This window comes from Chitinophaga barathri (assembly GCF_003807585.1).
GTDB classification, from domain to species: domain Bacteria; phylum Bacteroidota; class Bacteroidia; order Chitinophagales; family Chitinophagaceae; genus Chitinophaga; species Chitinophaga barathri.
In genome coordinates, this window is the sequence record NZ_RMBX01000007.1 from 35797 (window position 1) to 50667 (window position 14871).

Annotated in this window: 18 protein-coding genes; 15 read left to right on the top strand and 3 right to left on the bottom strand. The window is 51.6% G+C overall.

The features are described from left to right. The first annotated feature begins 7 nt into the window (after positions 1-7). From EG028_RS13520 to EG028_RS13550, 7 genes are all read left to right on the top strand, one after another. Positions 8-937, top strand: a complete 930-nt coding sequence (locus EG028_RS13520) for a protoheme IX farnesyltransferase (RefSeq protein ID WP_241559137.1) — start codon at positions 8-10, stop codon at positions 935-937. 4 nt (positions 938-941) lie between these two features. Then, positions 942-1505 carry a cytochrome c oxidase subunit 3 gene (locus EG028_RS13525; RefSeq protein ID WP_120517321.1) on the top strand — a complete coding sequence of 188 codons (564 nt, stop codon included), beginning with the start codon at positions 942-944 and terminating at the stop codon, positions 1503-1505. 43 nt (positions 1506-1548) lie between these two features. Then, positions 1549-2226, top strand: coding sequence for a cytochrome c oxidase subunit 3 (locus EG028_RS13530; RefSeq protein ID WP_120517320.1), 678 nt, complete (start codon positions 1549-1551; stop codon positions 2224-2226). Positions 2227-2285: 59 nt separating this feature from the next. Further along, on the top strand, positions 2286-2672 hold the full coding sequence (locus EG028_RS13535) for a cytochrome C oxidase subunit IV family protein (RefSeq protein WP_120517319.1): 387 nt from the start codon (positions 2286-2288) through the stop codon (positions 2670-2672). A gap of 132 nt (positions 2673-2804) precedes the next feature. Beyond that, positions 2805-3488 carry an SCO family protein gene (locus EG028_RS13540; RefSeq protein WP_162946529.1) on the top strand — a complete coding sequence of 228 codons (684 nt, stop codon included), beginning with the start codon at positions 2805-2807 and terminating at the stop codon, positions 3486-3488. Between the two features lie 9 nt (positions 3489-3497). After that, on the top strand, positions 3498-4070 hold the full coding sequence (locus EG028_RS13545; protein ID WP_241559136.1) for a DUF420 domain-containing protein: 573 nt from the start codon (positions 3498-3500) through the stop codon (positions 4068-4070). 54 nt (positions 4071-4124) lie between these two features. Next, positions 4125-4349: a hypothetical protein gene (locus tag EG028_RS13550; RefSeq protein WP_241559135.1), complete on the top strand. Its 225-nt coding sequence runs from the start codon at positions 4125-4127 to the stop codon at positions 4347-4349. 65 nt (positions 4350-4414) lie between these two features. On the opposite strand, the gene EG028_RS13555 is transcribed toward EG028_RS13550, so the two are convergent. Then, positions 4415-5026: a MarR family winged helix-turn-helix transcriptional regulator gene (locus tag EG028_RS13555; RefSeq protein ID WP_120517317.1), complete on the bottom strand. Its 612-nt coding sequence runs from the start codon at positions 5024-5026 to the stop codon at positions 4415-4417. 438 nt (positions 5027-5464) lie between these two features. On the opposite strand from EG028_RS13555, the gene EG028_RS13560 reads away from it, so the two are divergent. Continuing rightward, the gene (locus EG028_RS13560) at positions 5465-6466 is read left to right on the top strand and encodes a chloride channel protein (RefSeq protein WP_120517316.1); all 1002 of its coding nucleotides are present in this window, start codon (positions 5465-5467) and stop codon (positions 6464-6466) included. A gap of 49 nt (positions 6467-6515) precedes the next feature. Continuing rightward, the gene (locus tag EG028_RS13565) at positions 6516-7358 is read left to right on the top strand and encodes an FkbM family methyltransferase (RefSeq protein ID WP_120517315.1); all 843 of its coding nucleotides are present in this window, start codon (positions 6516-6518) and stop codon (positions 7356-7358) included. Between the two features lie 173 nt (positions 7359-7531). Here EG028_RS13565 and EG028_RS13570 read toward each other — a convergent pair whose 3' ends face one another. Further along, the gene (locus EG028_RS13570) at positions 7532-7861 is read right to left on the bottom strand and encodes a DMT family transporter (protein ID WP_120517314.1); all 330 of its coding nucleotides are present in this window, start codon (positions 7859-7861) and stop codon (positions 7532-7534) included. A gap of 181 nt (positions 7862-8042) precedes the next feature. Beyond that, a complete protein-coding gene (gene meaB, locus EG028_RS13575) occupies positions 8043-8945 on the bottom strand; it encodes a methylmalonyl Co-A mutase-associated GTPase MeaB (protein WP_120517313.1) in 903 nt (300 codons plus the stop codon). 54 nt (positions 8946-8999) lie between these two features. On the opposite strand from meaB, the gene EG028_RS13580 reads away from it, so the two are divergent. The 6 genes from EG028_RS13580 (at position 9000) to EG028_RS13605 (ending at position 14308) form a co-directional block, all read left to right on the top strand. Further along, entirely contained in the window at positions 9000-9875 is an 876-nt protein-coding gene (locus tag EG028_RS13580; RefSeq protein ID WP_120517312.1) for a glycosyltransferase family protein, read from the top strand. Between the two features lie 57 nt (positions 9876-9932). Next, the gene (locus tag EG028_RS13585; RefSeq protein ID WP_120517311.1) at positions 9933-10568 is read left to right on the top strand and encodes an LON peptidase substrate-binding domain-containing protein; all 636 of its coding nucleotides are present in this window, start codon (positions 9933-9935) and stop codon (positions 10566-10568) included. Positions 10569-10577: 9 nt separating this feature from the next. Further along, positions 10578-11321 (top strand): type III pantothenate kinase, encoded by a 744-nt coding sequence (locus tag EG028_RS13590; protein WP_120517310.1) that lies wholly within the window; start codon positions 10578-10580, stop codon positions 11319-11321. Then, complete coding sequence (locus EG028_RS13595; protein WP_123864662.1) at positions 11302-12597, top strand: hypothetical protein; 1296 nt, start codon at positions 11302-11304, stop codon at positions 12595-12597. The genes EG028_RS13590 and EG028_RS13595 overlap by 20 nt, the downstream gene beginning before the upstream one ends. A gap of 9 nt (positions 12598-12606) precedes the next feature. Next, on the top strand, positions 12607-13158 hold the full coding sequence (lptC, locus tag EG028_RS13600; RefSeq protein WP_123864663.1) for an LPS export ABC transporter periplasmic protein LptC: 552 nt from the start codon (positions 12607-12609) through the stop codon (positions 13156-13158). Between the two features lie 160 nt (positions 13159-13318). After that, positions 13319-14308 carry a potassium channel beta subunit family protein gene (locus tag EG028_RS13605; protein WP_120517366.1) on the top strand — a complete coding sequence of 330 codons (990 nt, stop codon included), beginning with the start codon at positions 13319-13321 and terminating at the stop codon, positions 14306-14308. Positions 14309-14871 lie beyond the last annotated feature (563 nt).

Here is a 14871-nt window from a genome sequence, read left to right on the forward strand (position 1 = left end):
CATAAAGTTGTCTTTATCATACGCCATTGCAAGCAGGGTGAAGGATTACTTCATGATGATGAAGTTTACGCTCACATTCATGGTAGTTTTCTCCTGCGTGGTTGCCTACTTACTGGTGCCGGGCGTGGAATTTGACCTGATAAAAGTTCTTTTATTATTTGCCGGCGGCATACTGGTATCCGGTTCTGCCAATACTATTAACCAGATACTGGAAAAGGATACGGACAAACTCATGGCGCGTACGGCTGTAAGGCCCATTCCCGCAGGAAGGTTATCCGTTTCGGAAGCAAGTATCGTGGCGTTGGTAGCTGGAATAGCCGGTATAACGATCCTCGGTTTCGGTTTTCCCGTAGCAACGGGTGCCGGTACGGTCCAGGTGTTCGGTTATGGTTTTAACTGGCTGAGCGCGGGATTGAGCCTTTTTTCCCTGTTGCTGTATGGTTTTGTCTATACACCCTGGAAAAAATGGAACTCACTGGCTGTGCTGATCGGGGCTATCCCCGGAGCATTACCGCTGCTGATCGGCTGGGCAGCCGGTGCAGGTACTCTTTCTGAAGGAGGCTGGGCGTTGTTCGCCATACAGTTCCTCTGGCAGTTCCCGCACTTCTGGGCCATAGCCTGGGTAGCGCATACGGACTATACGAAAGCGGGCTTCAAGCTGATGCCCACGGACCGCGGCCCGGGTAAAATGATCGCGCTGCAGGCAGCCATGTACACCATGCTGCTGATACCTGCCGGCGTAGCGCCTTACCTGCTGGGCATGACCGGCGCCGTTTCGGCGGTAGTGGCCATACTGATAGGAGGGTTTTACCTTTGGAGGGCTATAGAGTTGTACAGGAAATGTGATGTGCCTTCCGCCCGGAAACTGATGTTCGGATCGTACATCTACCTGGCGGTGATCTTGCTGGCACTGTTGTTTGATAAAGTTAAACTGTGAGGAAATGATGACAATGAACGCTCAAAAGAACAAAATACACCCGCACAAGTATTCCATGTGGATCGCCATGGCGAGCATCACCATGATGTTCGTGGGCTTCACAAGCGCATATGTAGTGAAAAGGGCACAGGCAAACTGGTTCAGCTTTGAGCTGCCGCCGGTGTTTTATGTGTCCACCGTGGTGATCTTGCTCAGCAGCCTGACCATTTACCTGGCCCAGCGCCAGTTCAAGGCCAGGAATATGAGCGCCTACAAACAGCTGATCTCCGTTACCGCACTGCTCGGCATTGCATTTGCGGTTTGCCAGGTAATAGGTTTCAGCGATATGAAGGCGCACGGCCTGCCTTTGAACAAAACGGTGTCCGCGAGTTTCATATACGTGATCGTAGGCACGCACATTTTACACGTACTGGGCGGAGTGGTAGTGCTGATGGTGCTTTTTGTAAGGGCCTTCCGCACACGGGTCAGGACATACAGTACGGTGCCCATCGAAGTGGCATCCACGTACTGGCATTTTGTAGACGGGCTCTGGATCTATCTGCTGATATTTTTCAGCCTGGCACGTTAGGATAAAAGAAGTTTAGAACCAATAAAATTCATAATTCGTACAAATGGATAACGCAGTAACAGCGAAGAAAAAATGGTGGAACGGAGGGCATTCGCCCTTTAGCGTGAGCTATGGGAAGTTGATGATGTGGTATTTCCTGATCTCGGATGCCTTTACGTTCGGCGCATTGCTGATCGCATACGGCACACAGCGATTCATGGCTGAAGCATGGCCCGACCCGAACGTGGTATTCCACTCATTCCCGTTCATGGGGCATACCAACCTGCCGCTGGTATTTGTGAGCCTTATGACTTTTATCCTGATCATGAGCTCGGTGACCATGGTACTGGCCGTAAACGCCGGGCATTACATGGACCGGAAAGCGGTGATCAAATGGCTGAGCCTTACCATCGTGGGCGGTATCATGTTCCTTGGCTGCCAGGCCTGGGAATGGACGCACCTTCACGAAGTAGGCGCATGGTGGGGCCGCAACCCCTTCGTGAATGCTGATGGCTCCGCTGCGCTCTCCACGAACTTCACCGACTTCTTCTTCACCATCACCGGTTTCCACGGGCTGCACGTAACTTCCGGTGTGGTATTGAATTGTATCGTACTCATCAACGTGATCAAAGGAACCTACGAACACCGCGGCCATTACGAAATGGTAGAGAAAGTAGGGCTGTACTGGCACTTTGTAGACCTGGTTTGGGTATTCGTATTCACCTGCTTCTACCTGCTGTAAGCATCCCTTTAATTTTGAACTGAACGCATTTTTTATAAAGAGAAAAGTATTCTGAAAACATGGCGCATACATCTAACGCAAACGACAGGCAGGCAGCCATCAAATCCATCTGGAAAACGTTCTGGATCCTGCTGATTGTAACCATGGTGGAAGTAGGGCTGGCATTCCTGCACCTGTACACCGGTTTCCCCGGCAAGCTGCTGCTGAATTCCATCTTCATCGGGCTCACCATCGTGAAAGCATTTTTCATTGTTGCCGAATTTATGCACCTTGGCCATGAAGTAAGGAACCTGATCATGACCGTCCTGTTCCCGCTCCTGCTGTTCGTATGGTTCATCATCGCCTTCCTCGCGGACGGAGACAGCTGGAAGAACATGCGGAAAGACCTCTCTCCCGGCACCCCCGTGAAAAAGGAAGCTCCCGCACACGCACCTGCACATCATTAAAGGTTAGCATAACTATAACGCAGAATGTAAAAGTGATTCCATCCACGCCGATAGCATCACTTTTACATTTTTGTTTTTATAAACGTTTTAAAACTTACCGCCATTTCCAGGAAAGCATTATTAGGAGTAGCATTGGCCATCCTGGTGCCTCTCACGGGGTACCTGATCGTGGATCATTATGGTAAGAACGTGGTGCATGTACCGCCTTACCTCATTGCAGAGAGAGTGGATACCGTGGTAAAGGACGGGAAAACCACCTACGATACTGTATTTCACAAGGTGCAGGACTTCACCCTTACGAACCAGCTGGGCGAACAGGTGAACCTGAAAAACGCGGAGAACAGGATACTGATCGTGAATTTCTTTTTCACCAGCTGCCCCGTGATCTGCCCGAACCTGATCAAAAACCTGAAACGCGTGCAGGATACGTACAACAAAAACGATACGCTTATCCAGATCATTTCCCTTACGGTAGATCCCGCACGGGATACGGTGCAGACGCTGAAAAAATACGCGGATAAACATAACATCGATCCGAAGAACTGGTGGCTGCTCACCGGGGATAAAAAGGAGATCTACGACCTTGCCCGCCACGAGTTTTTTGTGAACGCGCTGGAAGGCACCGGCGGCCCGGATGACTTTATCCACACGGAGAAATTTGTGGTGATAGACAAAGACCGCTACATCCGCGGGTATTACAACGGCCTTGACAGCAACGATGTACGCCGCATGGTGAACGATATCGCCGTGCTGCACATTGCAAAAGATAAAAAGAAGCCCGGACTGCTGAAACGCCTGTTTTCTTCCGGCAACTAAAAATTGTGAATGATGAATCTGAAGAACAGGAACCTGAACCTCCCTATCGCGATCGTTTCCATAGCTATACCGCTGGTGGTGGCCGTATTGTTCGTATTGCCGAAGCCCGGTGTGGAAGCCGGCTTTGATGTAACCATCATGCCCTTCTTTCACGCTGTGCTCAATTCCGCAACGGCCGTACTGCTGGTAGCCAGTTTGTATTTTATTAAAAACGGGCACCAGAAAGCGCATAAATGGGCGAACCTGACCGCGGTAGGTCTTTCCGTGCTTTTCCTCCTTTCATACGTTACCTACCACTTCCTGACGGACAGCACCAAATTCGGCGACATGGACCACAACGGTATCGTGGACGCCACAGAAGTGGCTGCTGTGGGAGGCATCCGGTATGTTTATTATTTCCTGCTGCTCACGCACATTGTGCTGGCCGTGGTGATCGTACCGCTGGTACTGTTCACCCTGCTGCGCGCTTTCCAGGAAGACAATGTAAAACACCGCAGGATCGCCCGTATCACCTGGCCGATCTGGTTTTATGTGGCGGTGACCGGCGTGATCGTGTACATCATGATCCAGCCCTATTATTGAGCAGAACTGACATAGATCAGTGGCCGTAATGGCGAAAACATGTAATTTCGGTTTGTGAAAAAGATATTTCTTCTCATCGTGATCGTTGCGCTGCTGGTTCCCGGCGGCGATCTGCTGGCCCAATGCTCGCTGTGCACCAAAACTGCGCAACAGCTAGGCGAAGGCCCCGCAAAAGGCCTGAACAACGGCATTCTCATGCTCGCGTTCACCCCGCTGGCATTGGGCGCATTCCTTGGCTGGCGTTGGTGGAGAAGCCAGCGCGTGACCGAAGAGAATTAACCGGGCACAGAGATTCCTCCACCGCAAGCGGCCAATTATCCTCACGCTTATCTCCCAGGAAATTATCAGGTATTGGGTGTTCTGAATTCAGGGCAGTCCACCCTCAGATCTCCCGCTTTCAAAAAGGCGTTCACCAGGTTACAGTAATGCAGCTTTCCTTTTTTGTCGTAGAACCTGCAGTTAAAACACATACGCTGCGGCGTGATCACCAGTTGCTGGTTCAGGTCCTGGATAAGCCCCAGTAATTGTTCCAGCAGGTTAGCCTGTTTTTCGGCCGGCATGTTTTGCACAGACGCTTCCATGGGCTCCGCAAAACGTTCCACCTTGCGTGCCATCGACTTACCTTCGCGGGTGAGATGCAGCGAGTGGCTGCGGCTGTCTTCCAGGTCGTCTTTTCTTTTTATAAGACCTTTCGCCGCAATGGATTTGATCGCATCGCTGATGGTCGCTTTGGTCATGTTGAAGTGTGCTGCCAGGTGCGTTACAGTTTTCAGTTTTTCAGGATAATGAAGAAGGTAAGTAAGTATCTGCACCTGTATAGGACTGATCCCGTATTGTTTGGCTTCCTGCCAGAGCAACACGCGGAAAGCTTCTGATATTCTTTCCAGTGCGGCCACCACTTTGCTGGACGTATGCGTGGCCTGATGCTCAGGATTAAAGGTAGATTCCTTTGCCATTTTTAGTTGAACTGTATCGTTTTAGTATGGTTTCTTTATCGTCTTAATTTTTCTGCCGGAATATGGGTCTGCACGGGAAGGGCCGAATGTACAAAACTTTTGATGTGCCTGCATAGCACATTCATGTTGTTTACCGCATGGCGCGGATGGCTGTACAATTCTTTTTGTGCAAGCATTTCGGCGGATTATGGAACACTTCGTCTTAAGCCTTTACACAATCTGGTTGGCATCTCTTTTATTTGCTATATTTATCATATTAACGGATAAAACCTAAACAGCAACCACTTGAAACTGCCCGCATTTTTTAGTCATCGTGAAGGTCTACCCCTGGCGGATCACCTGCCTGTTCCGTCGCATATCCATCAGCCACTCAAACGAATTTGGGTGCTGTGCTGTTGTGTCGTTCTTTGCGCAGCGGGCATTGGTATTATATCTCTTTTGCTGCTGGAAGGATTTCTGTTGCTGGAGAAGTTTGTAACAAATATTGTTCCGGGTATTTGGCTGCTGCCGGTTGTAATGGCCGGTGCGTTGCTCAGCTGGTGGCTGGGGGAAAAAGGGTTTCCCGGCAAAGTAGCCGCACAGCTGGTTTACAGCGTTACGGGCATGCCTTTGGGACCGGAGGGCATAATATTGAAACTGGCAGGCATACTGCGGACAGGCAGCAGTTTTACCGAAGCGGAAAAAGAGGTATTGATGGTAAGCGCCATGGCAGCGGGCATTGCGGCATGGTTCGGCACACCGCTGGCGGCGGCCGCGCTGATATATTTCGCGGTAACGCGCAGCAGGATCGGCTATGTGTTGCTGGCGGCGTTCACCGGCGCGGCATTACATTACGCCTGGTTCGGCTTGCCGGCGTATGCTCCACAACCTGTGCCGGGTGTGGAAGCTACGGCTGTGTATATTTTACTCGGTTTGCTGACGGGCATTCTGGCCGCCCTGACCGTAAGGGCGGTGCAGGGCCTGAATATGATCAGCGGCCGGTATCTCACCATTGCGGCGGTATTGCTGGTGGGCGTGCTGGTATTGTTCAAACCCGTGTTGTTCGGGCCTGGCATTGCCGTGGGCAGGCAGGTGCTGATGATGAAAGAAGTGACACTCTTACTACTGATAAATATCGGAACGTATAAACTCATTACCGTAATAGCCGCCGCCGGCGCGCGTATCCCGGGCGGCATCATTACGCCGGTGATGGCGGTGGGCGCCGCTTCGGGGTTGTTGCTGGCATTGTGGTTACAATCCATCTTCAGTACCGTCCCGCTGGATCCGAAACTGGCGGCTGTAGTGGGCGTGGCGGCATTGCTGGGAGGCGTTACCCGCCTGCCCCTGCTGGCGGTTTTATTTGCACTGGAAATCTCCCTCCAGCCCGCGGCCATTGTCCCTGTACTGTTTGCAACTGCGGCATCTTACGCCGTCTCCACCGTTTTCCTGCGGAGGCTGTAAGAATTCTGCAAAATGGAAGTATATTGGCCGCAAAACAACCAACACTCATATGTCCATCTTATCCTATTTCAAAGCGTCCTTCGCGCGTAAAAAAGCGCGGCGTGTGTTTCAACAGTACGGCACAAGGATCGATACCTTTCAGCTGGCCAACAATGAAAAGATCGAGTTTGCCAACTGGCTGAACCCACTGCTGAAACCCAAAGTGATCACGCAGCATGAAGTAGATTTTTTCCGTAAATATATCACCGAAGGTTCCCTGGCGATAGACATCGGGGCAAACATCGGCGACCTCACCGTAGCCATGGCCATTGCGGCGGGCGGCTCCGGCAAGGTGCTGGCCCTCGATCCGAACCCCCACGTGTTCCGCGTACTGCAGGAAAACGCAAAACTGAACAAAGGCAAAGCGAACATTGTACCGCTGCAGTTTGCCGCGGCGGATCAGGACGTGGATTTCTATTACGCCTCTTCCGAAGCATCCATGAGCAACGGCGGGCTCATCACCGATCTGAACGACAACCGTCATGGTAAATACAAACTGAAAGAATCGATCAAAGGGAAACACCTGGGTAACTACCTAGAGCAGGAATACCAGGACTGGCTGCCCAAACTGTCCCTGATCAAGATCGATACGGAAGGACTGGATTATTTTGTGCTCACCACGCTGGAAAAGATCCTGGAGAAATATCACCCGGTGATCATCGCGGAGATATTCCTGGAGATACCGGCAAGCATGCGCAACGACATTTTCGACCTGCTGAAGAAACACGGTTACACCCTGCTGAACGCGGGCCTGCTGGAAACAGACAAACCGATGGTGACCAGGCCGGTAAATACAAAAGAAGAAATGCCTAAAGTGGGGCAAACGGAAAATATCATCGCATACAAGGCTTAGAGAACGCTTCGCAGAAACCGTTATTGGCTTCCCGCAATAACGGGCATAATTAAGCCGATAATCTTCATTTTATATAACAGGCCCGGAACGCATTCGTCCGGGCCTGTTTGCGTCTGAAAATACCCTTTCCCGGGGAAATTTAAACCTGGTTATCCCCCGGAATAGGGATTTGATCAATGTCCTCCTTCGGAAACAAACTTCAGCCCGATGATGGAGCCGATGAGCATCACGAGGAAAAAGATACGCCAGGCCGCCGCCGGTTCCTTAAAAAAGAGCATTCCCGCAATGGCGGTGCCCGCTGCGCCTATACCCGTCCACACGGCATACGCCGTGCCGATCGGCAGCCCGTTGTTGATCGCTTTGTTCAGCAGGAAAAAACTCAGCGCGATACAGATCACAAAACTCACAGAGGGCCAGAGCTTTGAAAAGTTTTCGGAATACTTCAACGAAATCGTAAACCCGATCTCGAAGAGACCGCCCAATACTAAAAATAACCAAGCCATAACAAAATGATTTGTTCAGATTAAAAATGGAAATATGATGCGATAAAATGTACGAGGGTTATGCGCGCAGAATCAGCCGCCGTAATTGAACACGGCGTAAGTGAAGAACAGACGGAATACTCTTGTAGTAGTAACCATTACTGCGGCTTTTTTGTTTAGACGGGGCAAAGATACGTTTTTCTCAGCTATACTGCTGGACGATGCGGTAAAGGTTGAACTGCGGGTTGTTCATCTGCTGCTGTACATCGGCAAAAAGGGCCTGTTTGTTCACCTGCTGCATCCGCCGGTGCTGGATAAGCTGGTAGGCTTTTTCCGTCAGCAGGAGCGCTTTTCGGTGATTGTTTCCCTGCACCTGGTCGCGGTGGGCATCCAGCGCGGCGATGAGCTCGCTGATGCCTTCCCGTTTGATGGCGACGGTTTTGATCACGGGCGTTTCCCAGTTGTCGCTGCGTTTGGTATGGGCCAGCAGTCGGAGGTTGCGCACGAACTCGTCGGCTTTGGGCCTGTCCGCTTTGTTCACCGTGAAAATGTTCGCTATCTCCATCAGCCCGGCTTTCATGGTTTGGATTTCGTCTCCCGCTTCGGGCACTACCACTACCACGGTAGTGTCCGCGATGCCGGCGATCTCCACTTCGCTCTGGCCTACGCCCACGGTTTCGATGAAGAGGTAATCGAAGCCTGCCGCTTTGATGAGATCGCTCACTTCCATGATCTTCGGGCTGAGGCCGCCAAGGGCGCCGCGGCTGGCCATGGAGCGGATGAATACGCGGGGATCTGAGAAATGTTCGCTCATGCGGATGCGGTCTCCGAGGAGAGCGCCGAAATTAAACGGGGAAGAAGGGTCCACGGCGATGATGGCGATCCGCTGGTCCCGGTTTAACAATTCCGTAATCAATGCATTCACAAGGGTGCTTTTACCCGCTCCCGGCGGGCCAGTAATGCCGGTAACGCGGGTATGGCCGTTTGCAGGCAATGCTTCCAGCAGCCGCTCATACCCGGGGGACTCGTTCTCCACCAGGGATATACAACGTGCCAGGGCCCTGGTATCGCCTTTCAGCAGGCGTTCTAATAGCGGCGCAGACATAGGACAAATGTATCGATGATTTTTCACATCTTTGCAGCACCTTATTATGTGTCAATGAAAGTTACCGGATTTACATTTGTTCGAAATGCCGTCAGGTTTGATTATCCCGTAACGGAAGCCATACGTTCAATCCTCCCGTTGTGCGACGAAGTGGTCGTAAGCGTGGGTAACTGTGACGACGGTACGCTGGAACTGATCAGATCCATCGGCTCGCCAAAGATCCGCATCTTTCATTCCGAATGGGATGACAACATCCGGGCGGGCGGGCGCGTACTGGCCGTGGAGACCGATAAAGCGCTTGAACATATCAGTAGGGACACCACCTGGGCTTTTTATATCCAGGCGGATGAAGTGGTGCATGAATCGGACCTGCCCCTTATCCGCGCCGCCATGGAACGTTACAGCAACGACGACCAGGTGGAAGGCCTTCTTTTCCGCTATCGTCATTTTTACGGCAGCTACGATTACGTGGGCGATTCGCGCATCTGGTACAATCACGAAATAAGAGTGATCCGTTATAACCCCGGCATCCGCTCCTACCGGGACGCGCAGGGCTTCCGCCTGCAGGGCCGCAAGCTGCGCGTAAAACCCGTGGACGCATACATGTACCATTACGGCTGGGTAAAAAACCCTGAAGAACAGGCCCGCAAGTGGATCAATTCCACTTCCCTATATCATGGGAACAACCACCATCTCATGACCCGCATTTCCTCCACGGAAAAGTTCGACTACTCCGAAGTGGACTCCCTGGAACGTTTCAGCGGCAAACACCCCATGGTGATGCTGGACCGCATCAACCGGAAGAACTGGCAGTTTGAGCACGACATCAGCCGCAAGCAGTTCAAAAACATCAAAAGAAAGCTGCTTTACTGGGTGGAGAAACGCTTTGGGGTACGGCTCTGGGACTACCGGAACTATAAAATAATTTAGCCCGCCCGCGTGCTAACAGCCGCAGGAATTTTTTCCCAAATAATGTATTTTAGCACTATGACCAATTTCATCCCGATTTTTCCATTAGGCATCGTGGTGTACCCGGGGGAGCATCTTAACCTGCATATCTTTGAGCCCCGGTACAAACAACTGGTGAGCGAATGCATCCAGGAGAACAAACCTTTTGGCATCCCGGCGGTGATAGACAAAAAAGTGAATGAATACGGTACGCTGGTGGAGATATCCCGCGTGGAGAAAGTATATGAGACCGGTGAGCTGGACATCCGGACGAAAGGCCTGAAAGTATTCCGGATCCTGGAGATCATCCGGGAAGTACCGGAAAAACTCTATGCCGGCGCCGTTGTGAATTACCCGGACAACCAGGAACGCTCCAACACCCGGCTGCAGAAGCAGGTGCTGGAGGCTGTGCGGGAGCTGCACCAGATCCTGCAGGTGAGCAAAAGTTTCCCGCAGTCGGACGATGTGCTGCGCTCCTACGACCTGGCCCATCATGCCGGGCTTTCCCTCCAGGAAGAATACGAAATACTGCACCTTTTCCAGGAATTACAGCGCCTGGAATACCTCAAACGCCACCTGCTCAAGGTGATACCGGTGATGACCGAGATGGAGCGCCTCAAAGACCGCGTGAAGCTCAACGGGCACTTCAAGAATTTATCCGTGGATAATTTTTAACTTGGCGCCATGACCGGATCTGTTTTTTGTATGGACCTGGGCAATTCCCGCCTGAAATGCGGCATTATGCAAAACGGGGAGTTGCAACAGGAATTGTTTTTTTCCGAACCAGGCCTTTTGGAGGAAGTAAAAGCCGCGCTGGACCAATACAGGCCATCCGCTGCCATCCTCTCTTCCGTGATAGACCATCCGCCCGCCCTCGAAACGCTGCTGGCGGAGCGGTGCCCCTTCATCAGGCTGCAATACACCACGCCGCTTCCCGTCAAACTGGCTTACGACAAACCCGAAACGCTGGGCGTGGACAGGATGGCGCTGGCATCGGGCGCCTGGGCCACGTTCCCGGGCAAACACAGTCTCATCGTCGGCACAGGCAGTGCCATCACCTATAATTTTGTCCATAAAACGGGGGTATTCCTGGGTGGGGGCATCAGCCCCGGTATAGACATGCGCTTCAGGGCCCTACATGAATTCACAGACAAGCTGCCGCTGGTAAAAGGCAGCACCCAGTATTCCTTTATCGGCTACAACACGCGCCAGAGTATACTCAGCGGCGTGCAACAGGGCGCCCTGGCTGAAGTGGAAGGCATGATCGCCGCGTATTCCGCCAGGTACCGGAACTTTAACGTGCTTTTAACAGGGGGTAATTTGGAATTTTTTGCTTCCCGCCTTAAAAGTAAGATATTTGCAAGCCCGTATTTAATGTATAAAGGTTTAAATTCAATCGTAGAACTCAATGTATTGGACAAAAGCTAGTTTCTTTTGCCTGCTTGGCATTAGTGTGCTTTCTGTAAAGAAGGCCGCCGCGCAGGATAACACACCTTACTCTCGTTTCGGATTAGGCGAGCTTTCCCGTTCGGAAAATGCCGTCAACCTCGGGATGGGAGGCGTAGCCCAGGCTTTTGCCAGTCCCCAGGCAGTAAACTACCTGAACCCGGCCAGCTATTCCAGGCTGCAGCTGGTAACCTTTGACGTAGGGGTGAACGGTGGCGTGCGCCGCCTTGCCACCAAAGACGCCAGTTCCCAGTCAGGCTTCGGTACCCTCGCTTACCTCCAGCTGGGCATGCCCCTGAGCAGGAAGTGGGGCCTTAATATCGGTCTCAGGCCCATGACACGTGTGGCTTACAATATTGCGGACGCCCAGGAAAGAACTTTCTTTGACACCCTCAAAGTGCCCGTGGTAAACCAGTTTGAAGGAAACGGCGGCATTTACCAGGCCTACGTAGGTACCGGTGTCGGCTTCGGCAACTTCAGCATCGGGGTAAACCTCGGTTATCTCTTCGGGAACGTGACCAACAGTACCAAAGTACTTTATCCTGCCGATGCCACCATCCTGCCTTCCCGCAGCAGCAGAAGGACCAGCTACGGCAGCTTTTTCTACACCATCGGTCTGCAGCAGGTAGTACCACTGAATAAAGACCTCAGCCTTTCCTTCGGCCTCAGCGGAAGCCTTGAGCAAAAACTCACGGCCCGCCGCGAAACCATGCAGGAAACCCTCTTCTACGACGCATCCTCAGACGAATACGATACCCGCGATACCATCCAGTATACCAGCGGGGACAGGGGCAACGTGATCTACCCGCAGAACCTCGGCGCGGGTATCATGCTGACCAAAGCGGACAAATTTACCTTCGGCGTGGACTACAACATGGCCAAATGGAGCGATTTCAGGAACTACGAAGCGAAAGACAGCACGCAGGACAGCTGGAGGCTCAGCTTTGGCGGCCAGTTTGTACCAAACGCCACTTCCTTTACCGGTTACTGGAATAAAGTTGCTTATCGTCTCGGCGGCTTTTTCGGGAAAGATTACGTAAAATTGGGTGCGGAAGACACGAACATCTATGGCTTCTCCATTGGCGCAGGTTTTCCTGTAAAGAGGATCATGCCGGCCGTGAACCAGTTTACGATGATCAATGCCGCCTTTGAGGTGGGCTCCCGCGGAAACCAGGAGCGCCTGAAGGAAACCTACTACAGGGTTACCCTCGGCTTCACCCTCAGCGACCGTTGGTTCATCAAAACCAAATACGACTAATCCATCCGCTTGAAACGAATTATAATATATCTGGCTGCTGCCATAGTGTTTATCAGCTGCGAAAACGACATTAATGCCGTGCGCGAGTTCGATATCAACAAACTGGGAGTGGAACAGGCATATGATATCGAAACCATCATGAGCCAGACCGGCCATGTAAAAGGTGTGCTCACCGCGCCTTATATGGAAAGGCATCTGAACAACCCCCCGCATACGGACTTTCCCAAAGGCCTGCAGGTGGTGTTTTATACGGATTCACTCACCAAGGAAAGCATCCTGACCTCTAATTTTGGCACCTACCAGGAAAACAGCACGGACATATACCTCCGTGACAGCGTGGTGTTCATCAGCCTTAAAACGGCCCAGCGGCTGGATTGTAAAGACCTGAAATGGGACTCCAAGACCAACCAGTTCACAACGGACCGGTTCTGCAGGCTTTCAACGCCAAACGATACACTTTACGGCCAGGGGTTCAGGGCAAACCAGGACTTCTCCCGCAGCGAATTCATCAACGCTTACGGTACATTCGCCCCGCAGGACAGTATTCTGTCCATTCAGTAAGATCAGCAAAACGAGACTTGATATAACAAAAGAACCCGGTCGATTGACCGGGTTTCTTTTGCTTTAACCTATTTTTTAACCTAAAATTTCCTGGTTGATATTTGTCAACAACCATGCCAAAGTATTACTATTTTTATGGATCACTTTTAAACATACGATCATGGAATACAGAAGATTAGGGAAATCAGGCTTACAGCTTAGCGTGCTTTCATTCGGCAGCTGGGTCACCTTTCACGGCCAGGTGGACGACTCCCTGTCCGACCGGCTGATGGGCCTCGCGTACGACAGCGGTATCAACTTTTTCGACAACGCCGAGATATACGCGCTGGGCGAATCCGAAAAAATGATGGGAAGGGTTTTAAAAAAGAAGAACTGGGATCGTACATCCTACACCGTGTCCAGCAAAGCCTATTTCGGCTGGAGAGGGACCAACAACAAGCCCAACCAGACCGGCCTGAGCCGCAAACATCTCGTAGAAGCCTGCAATGAAGCCCTCCAGCGTATGCAGCTGGACTACCTGGACCTGTTCTATTGCCACCGGCCAGACCGGAATGTACCTATCGAAGAGGTGGTATGGACCATGACCAACCTGATACAGCAGGGTAAGATCCTGTACTGGGGCACTTCCGAGTGGACGGCCGCCGAGATCATGCACGCGAACATGATCGCCCGCCAGTACAACCTGATAGGCCCCGTGGTGGAGCAGCCGGAATACAACCTCTTCCGCCGCGAAAAAGTGGAGGTGGAATATGCGCAGATCTACAAAAACGAAGGCCTGGGCACGACTATCTTCAGCCCGCTGGCATCCGGGATACTGACCGGCAAATACAACAAAGGCGTGCCGGAAGGCTCCCGTTTGAGCCTGGAAGGCTACGAATGGCTGCGCAACCGCAACCTGCTGGACGAAAACCTGGCAAGGGTAGCCATTTTGCAGACCGTGGCGGACCAGCTGGGCACCAGCCTTGCCACCCTGGCCGTGGCCTGGTGTATTGCAAACCCGCATGTGACCAGCGCGATCCTGGGGGCTACGAAAGAAGAGCAGCTGAAGGAGAACCTGAAGGCCCTGGAAGTGTATCCCAAATTCACTAAGGAAGTTATGCATGAAATTGATACTATTATGGGAACCGCTCCCAGGGTCCCGACGCATTAAAAGGGTGAATCATATTGGTTAATTTGTTGTTAACAATACTTTTTTTAATGCGTTTACGAGACAAAACCGTCCTTTTACGAAAACCAGGTTTGGAGTGTGGATCGCCTCCCTATCTTTGTATCGGTTTTTCATAGGATATGGTTAAAAATATTTGAGGGCGGTATTCTTACTGCCCTATATTTTTTCCCCCAACTGAAGGTTTCCTTCTTCCATATCACCGGTTTCCCGGAAACGTTCTCCATTTCCCTGCTTCTTCATTCCGGGATCAACACCCAGGATAAGTTATTCGCCCCCGGCCATCGGTTCCCCGATCAGGTGAACGGGAAGGGTCTATTGCTTCCTTTTCCCCGGATAAAATCGTTTACATCTTCCTTCCATATGTTAACAATAGTTTATTTAATACGTTTACGAGACAAAACCGCTCTTTTACGAAAACCAGGTTTGGAGTGTGGACTGCCTCCCTATCTTTGTATCGGTTTTTCATAGGATATGGTTAAAAATATTTGAGGGCGGTATTCTTACTGCCCTATATTTTTTCTCCCAACTGAAGGTTTCCTTCTTAT

What these genes read in the sequence shown, in the direction of transcription:
- EG028_RS13525 (WP_120517321.1), top strand. Translation starts at nt 942, where the DNA reads ATGATGACAATGAACGCTCAAAAGAACAAAATACACCCGCACAAGTAT.
- EG028_RS13535 (WP_120517319.1), top strand. Translation starts at nt 2,286, where the DNA reads ATGGCGCATACATCTAACGCAAACGACAGGCAGGCAGCCATCAAATCC.
- EG028_RS13555 (WP_120517317.1), bottom strand. Translation starts at nt 5,026, where the DNA reads ATGGCAAAGGAATCTACCTTTAATCCTGAGCATCAGGCCACGCATACG.
- EG028_RS13530 (WP_120517320.1), top strand. Translation starts at nt 1,549, where the DNA reads ATGGATAACGCAGTAACAGCGAAGAAAAAATGGTGGAACGGAGGGCAT.
- EG028_RS13545 (WP_241559136.1), top strand. Translation starts at nt 3,498, where the DNA reads ATGATGAATCTGAAGAACAGGAACCTGAACCTCCCTATCGCGATCGTT.
- EG028_RS13570 (WP_120517314.1), bottom strand. Translation starts at nt 7,861, where the DNA reads ATGGCTTGGTTATTTTTAGTATTGGGCGGTCTCTTCGAGATCGGGTTT.
- EG028_RS13580 (WP_120517312.1), top strand. Translation starts at nt 9,000, where the DNA reads ATGAAAGTTACCGGATTTACATTTGTTCGAAATGCCGTCAGGTTTGAT.
- EG028_RS13565 (WP_120517315.1), top strand. Translation starts at nt 6,516, where the DNA reads ATGTCCATCTTATCCTATTTCAAAGCGTCCTTCGCGCGTAAAAAAGCG.
- meaB (WP_120517313.1), bottom strand. Translation starts at nt 8,945, where the DNA reads ATGTCTGCGCCGCTATTAGAACGCCTGCTGAAAGGCGATACCAGGGCC.
- EG028_RS13590 (WP_120517310.1), top strand. Translation starts at nt 10,578, where the DNA reads ATGACCGGATCTGTTTTTTGTATGGACCTGGGCAATTCCCGCCTGAAA.
- EG028_RS13595 (WP_123864662.1), top strand. Translation starts at nt 11,302, where the DNA reads ATGTATTGGACAAAAGCTAGTTTCTTTTGCCTGCTTGGCATTAGTGTG.
- EG028_RS13585 (WP_120517311.1), top strand. Translation starts at nt 9,933, where the DNA reads ATGACCAATTTCATCCCGATTTTTCCATTAGGCATCGTGGTGTACCCG.
- EG028_RS13605 (WP_120517366.1), top strand. Translation starts at nt 13,319, where the DNA reads ATGGAATACAGAAGATTAGGGAAATCAGGCTTACAGCTTAGCGTGCTT.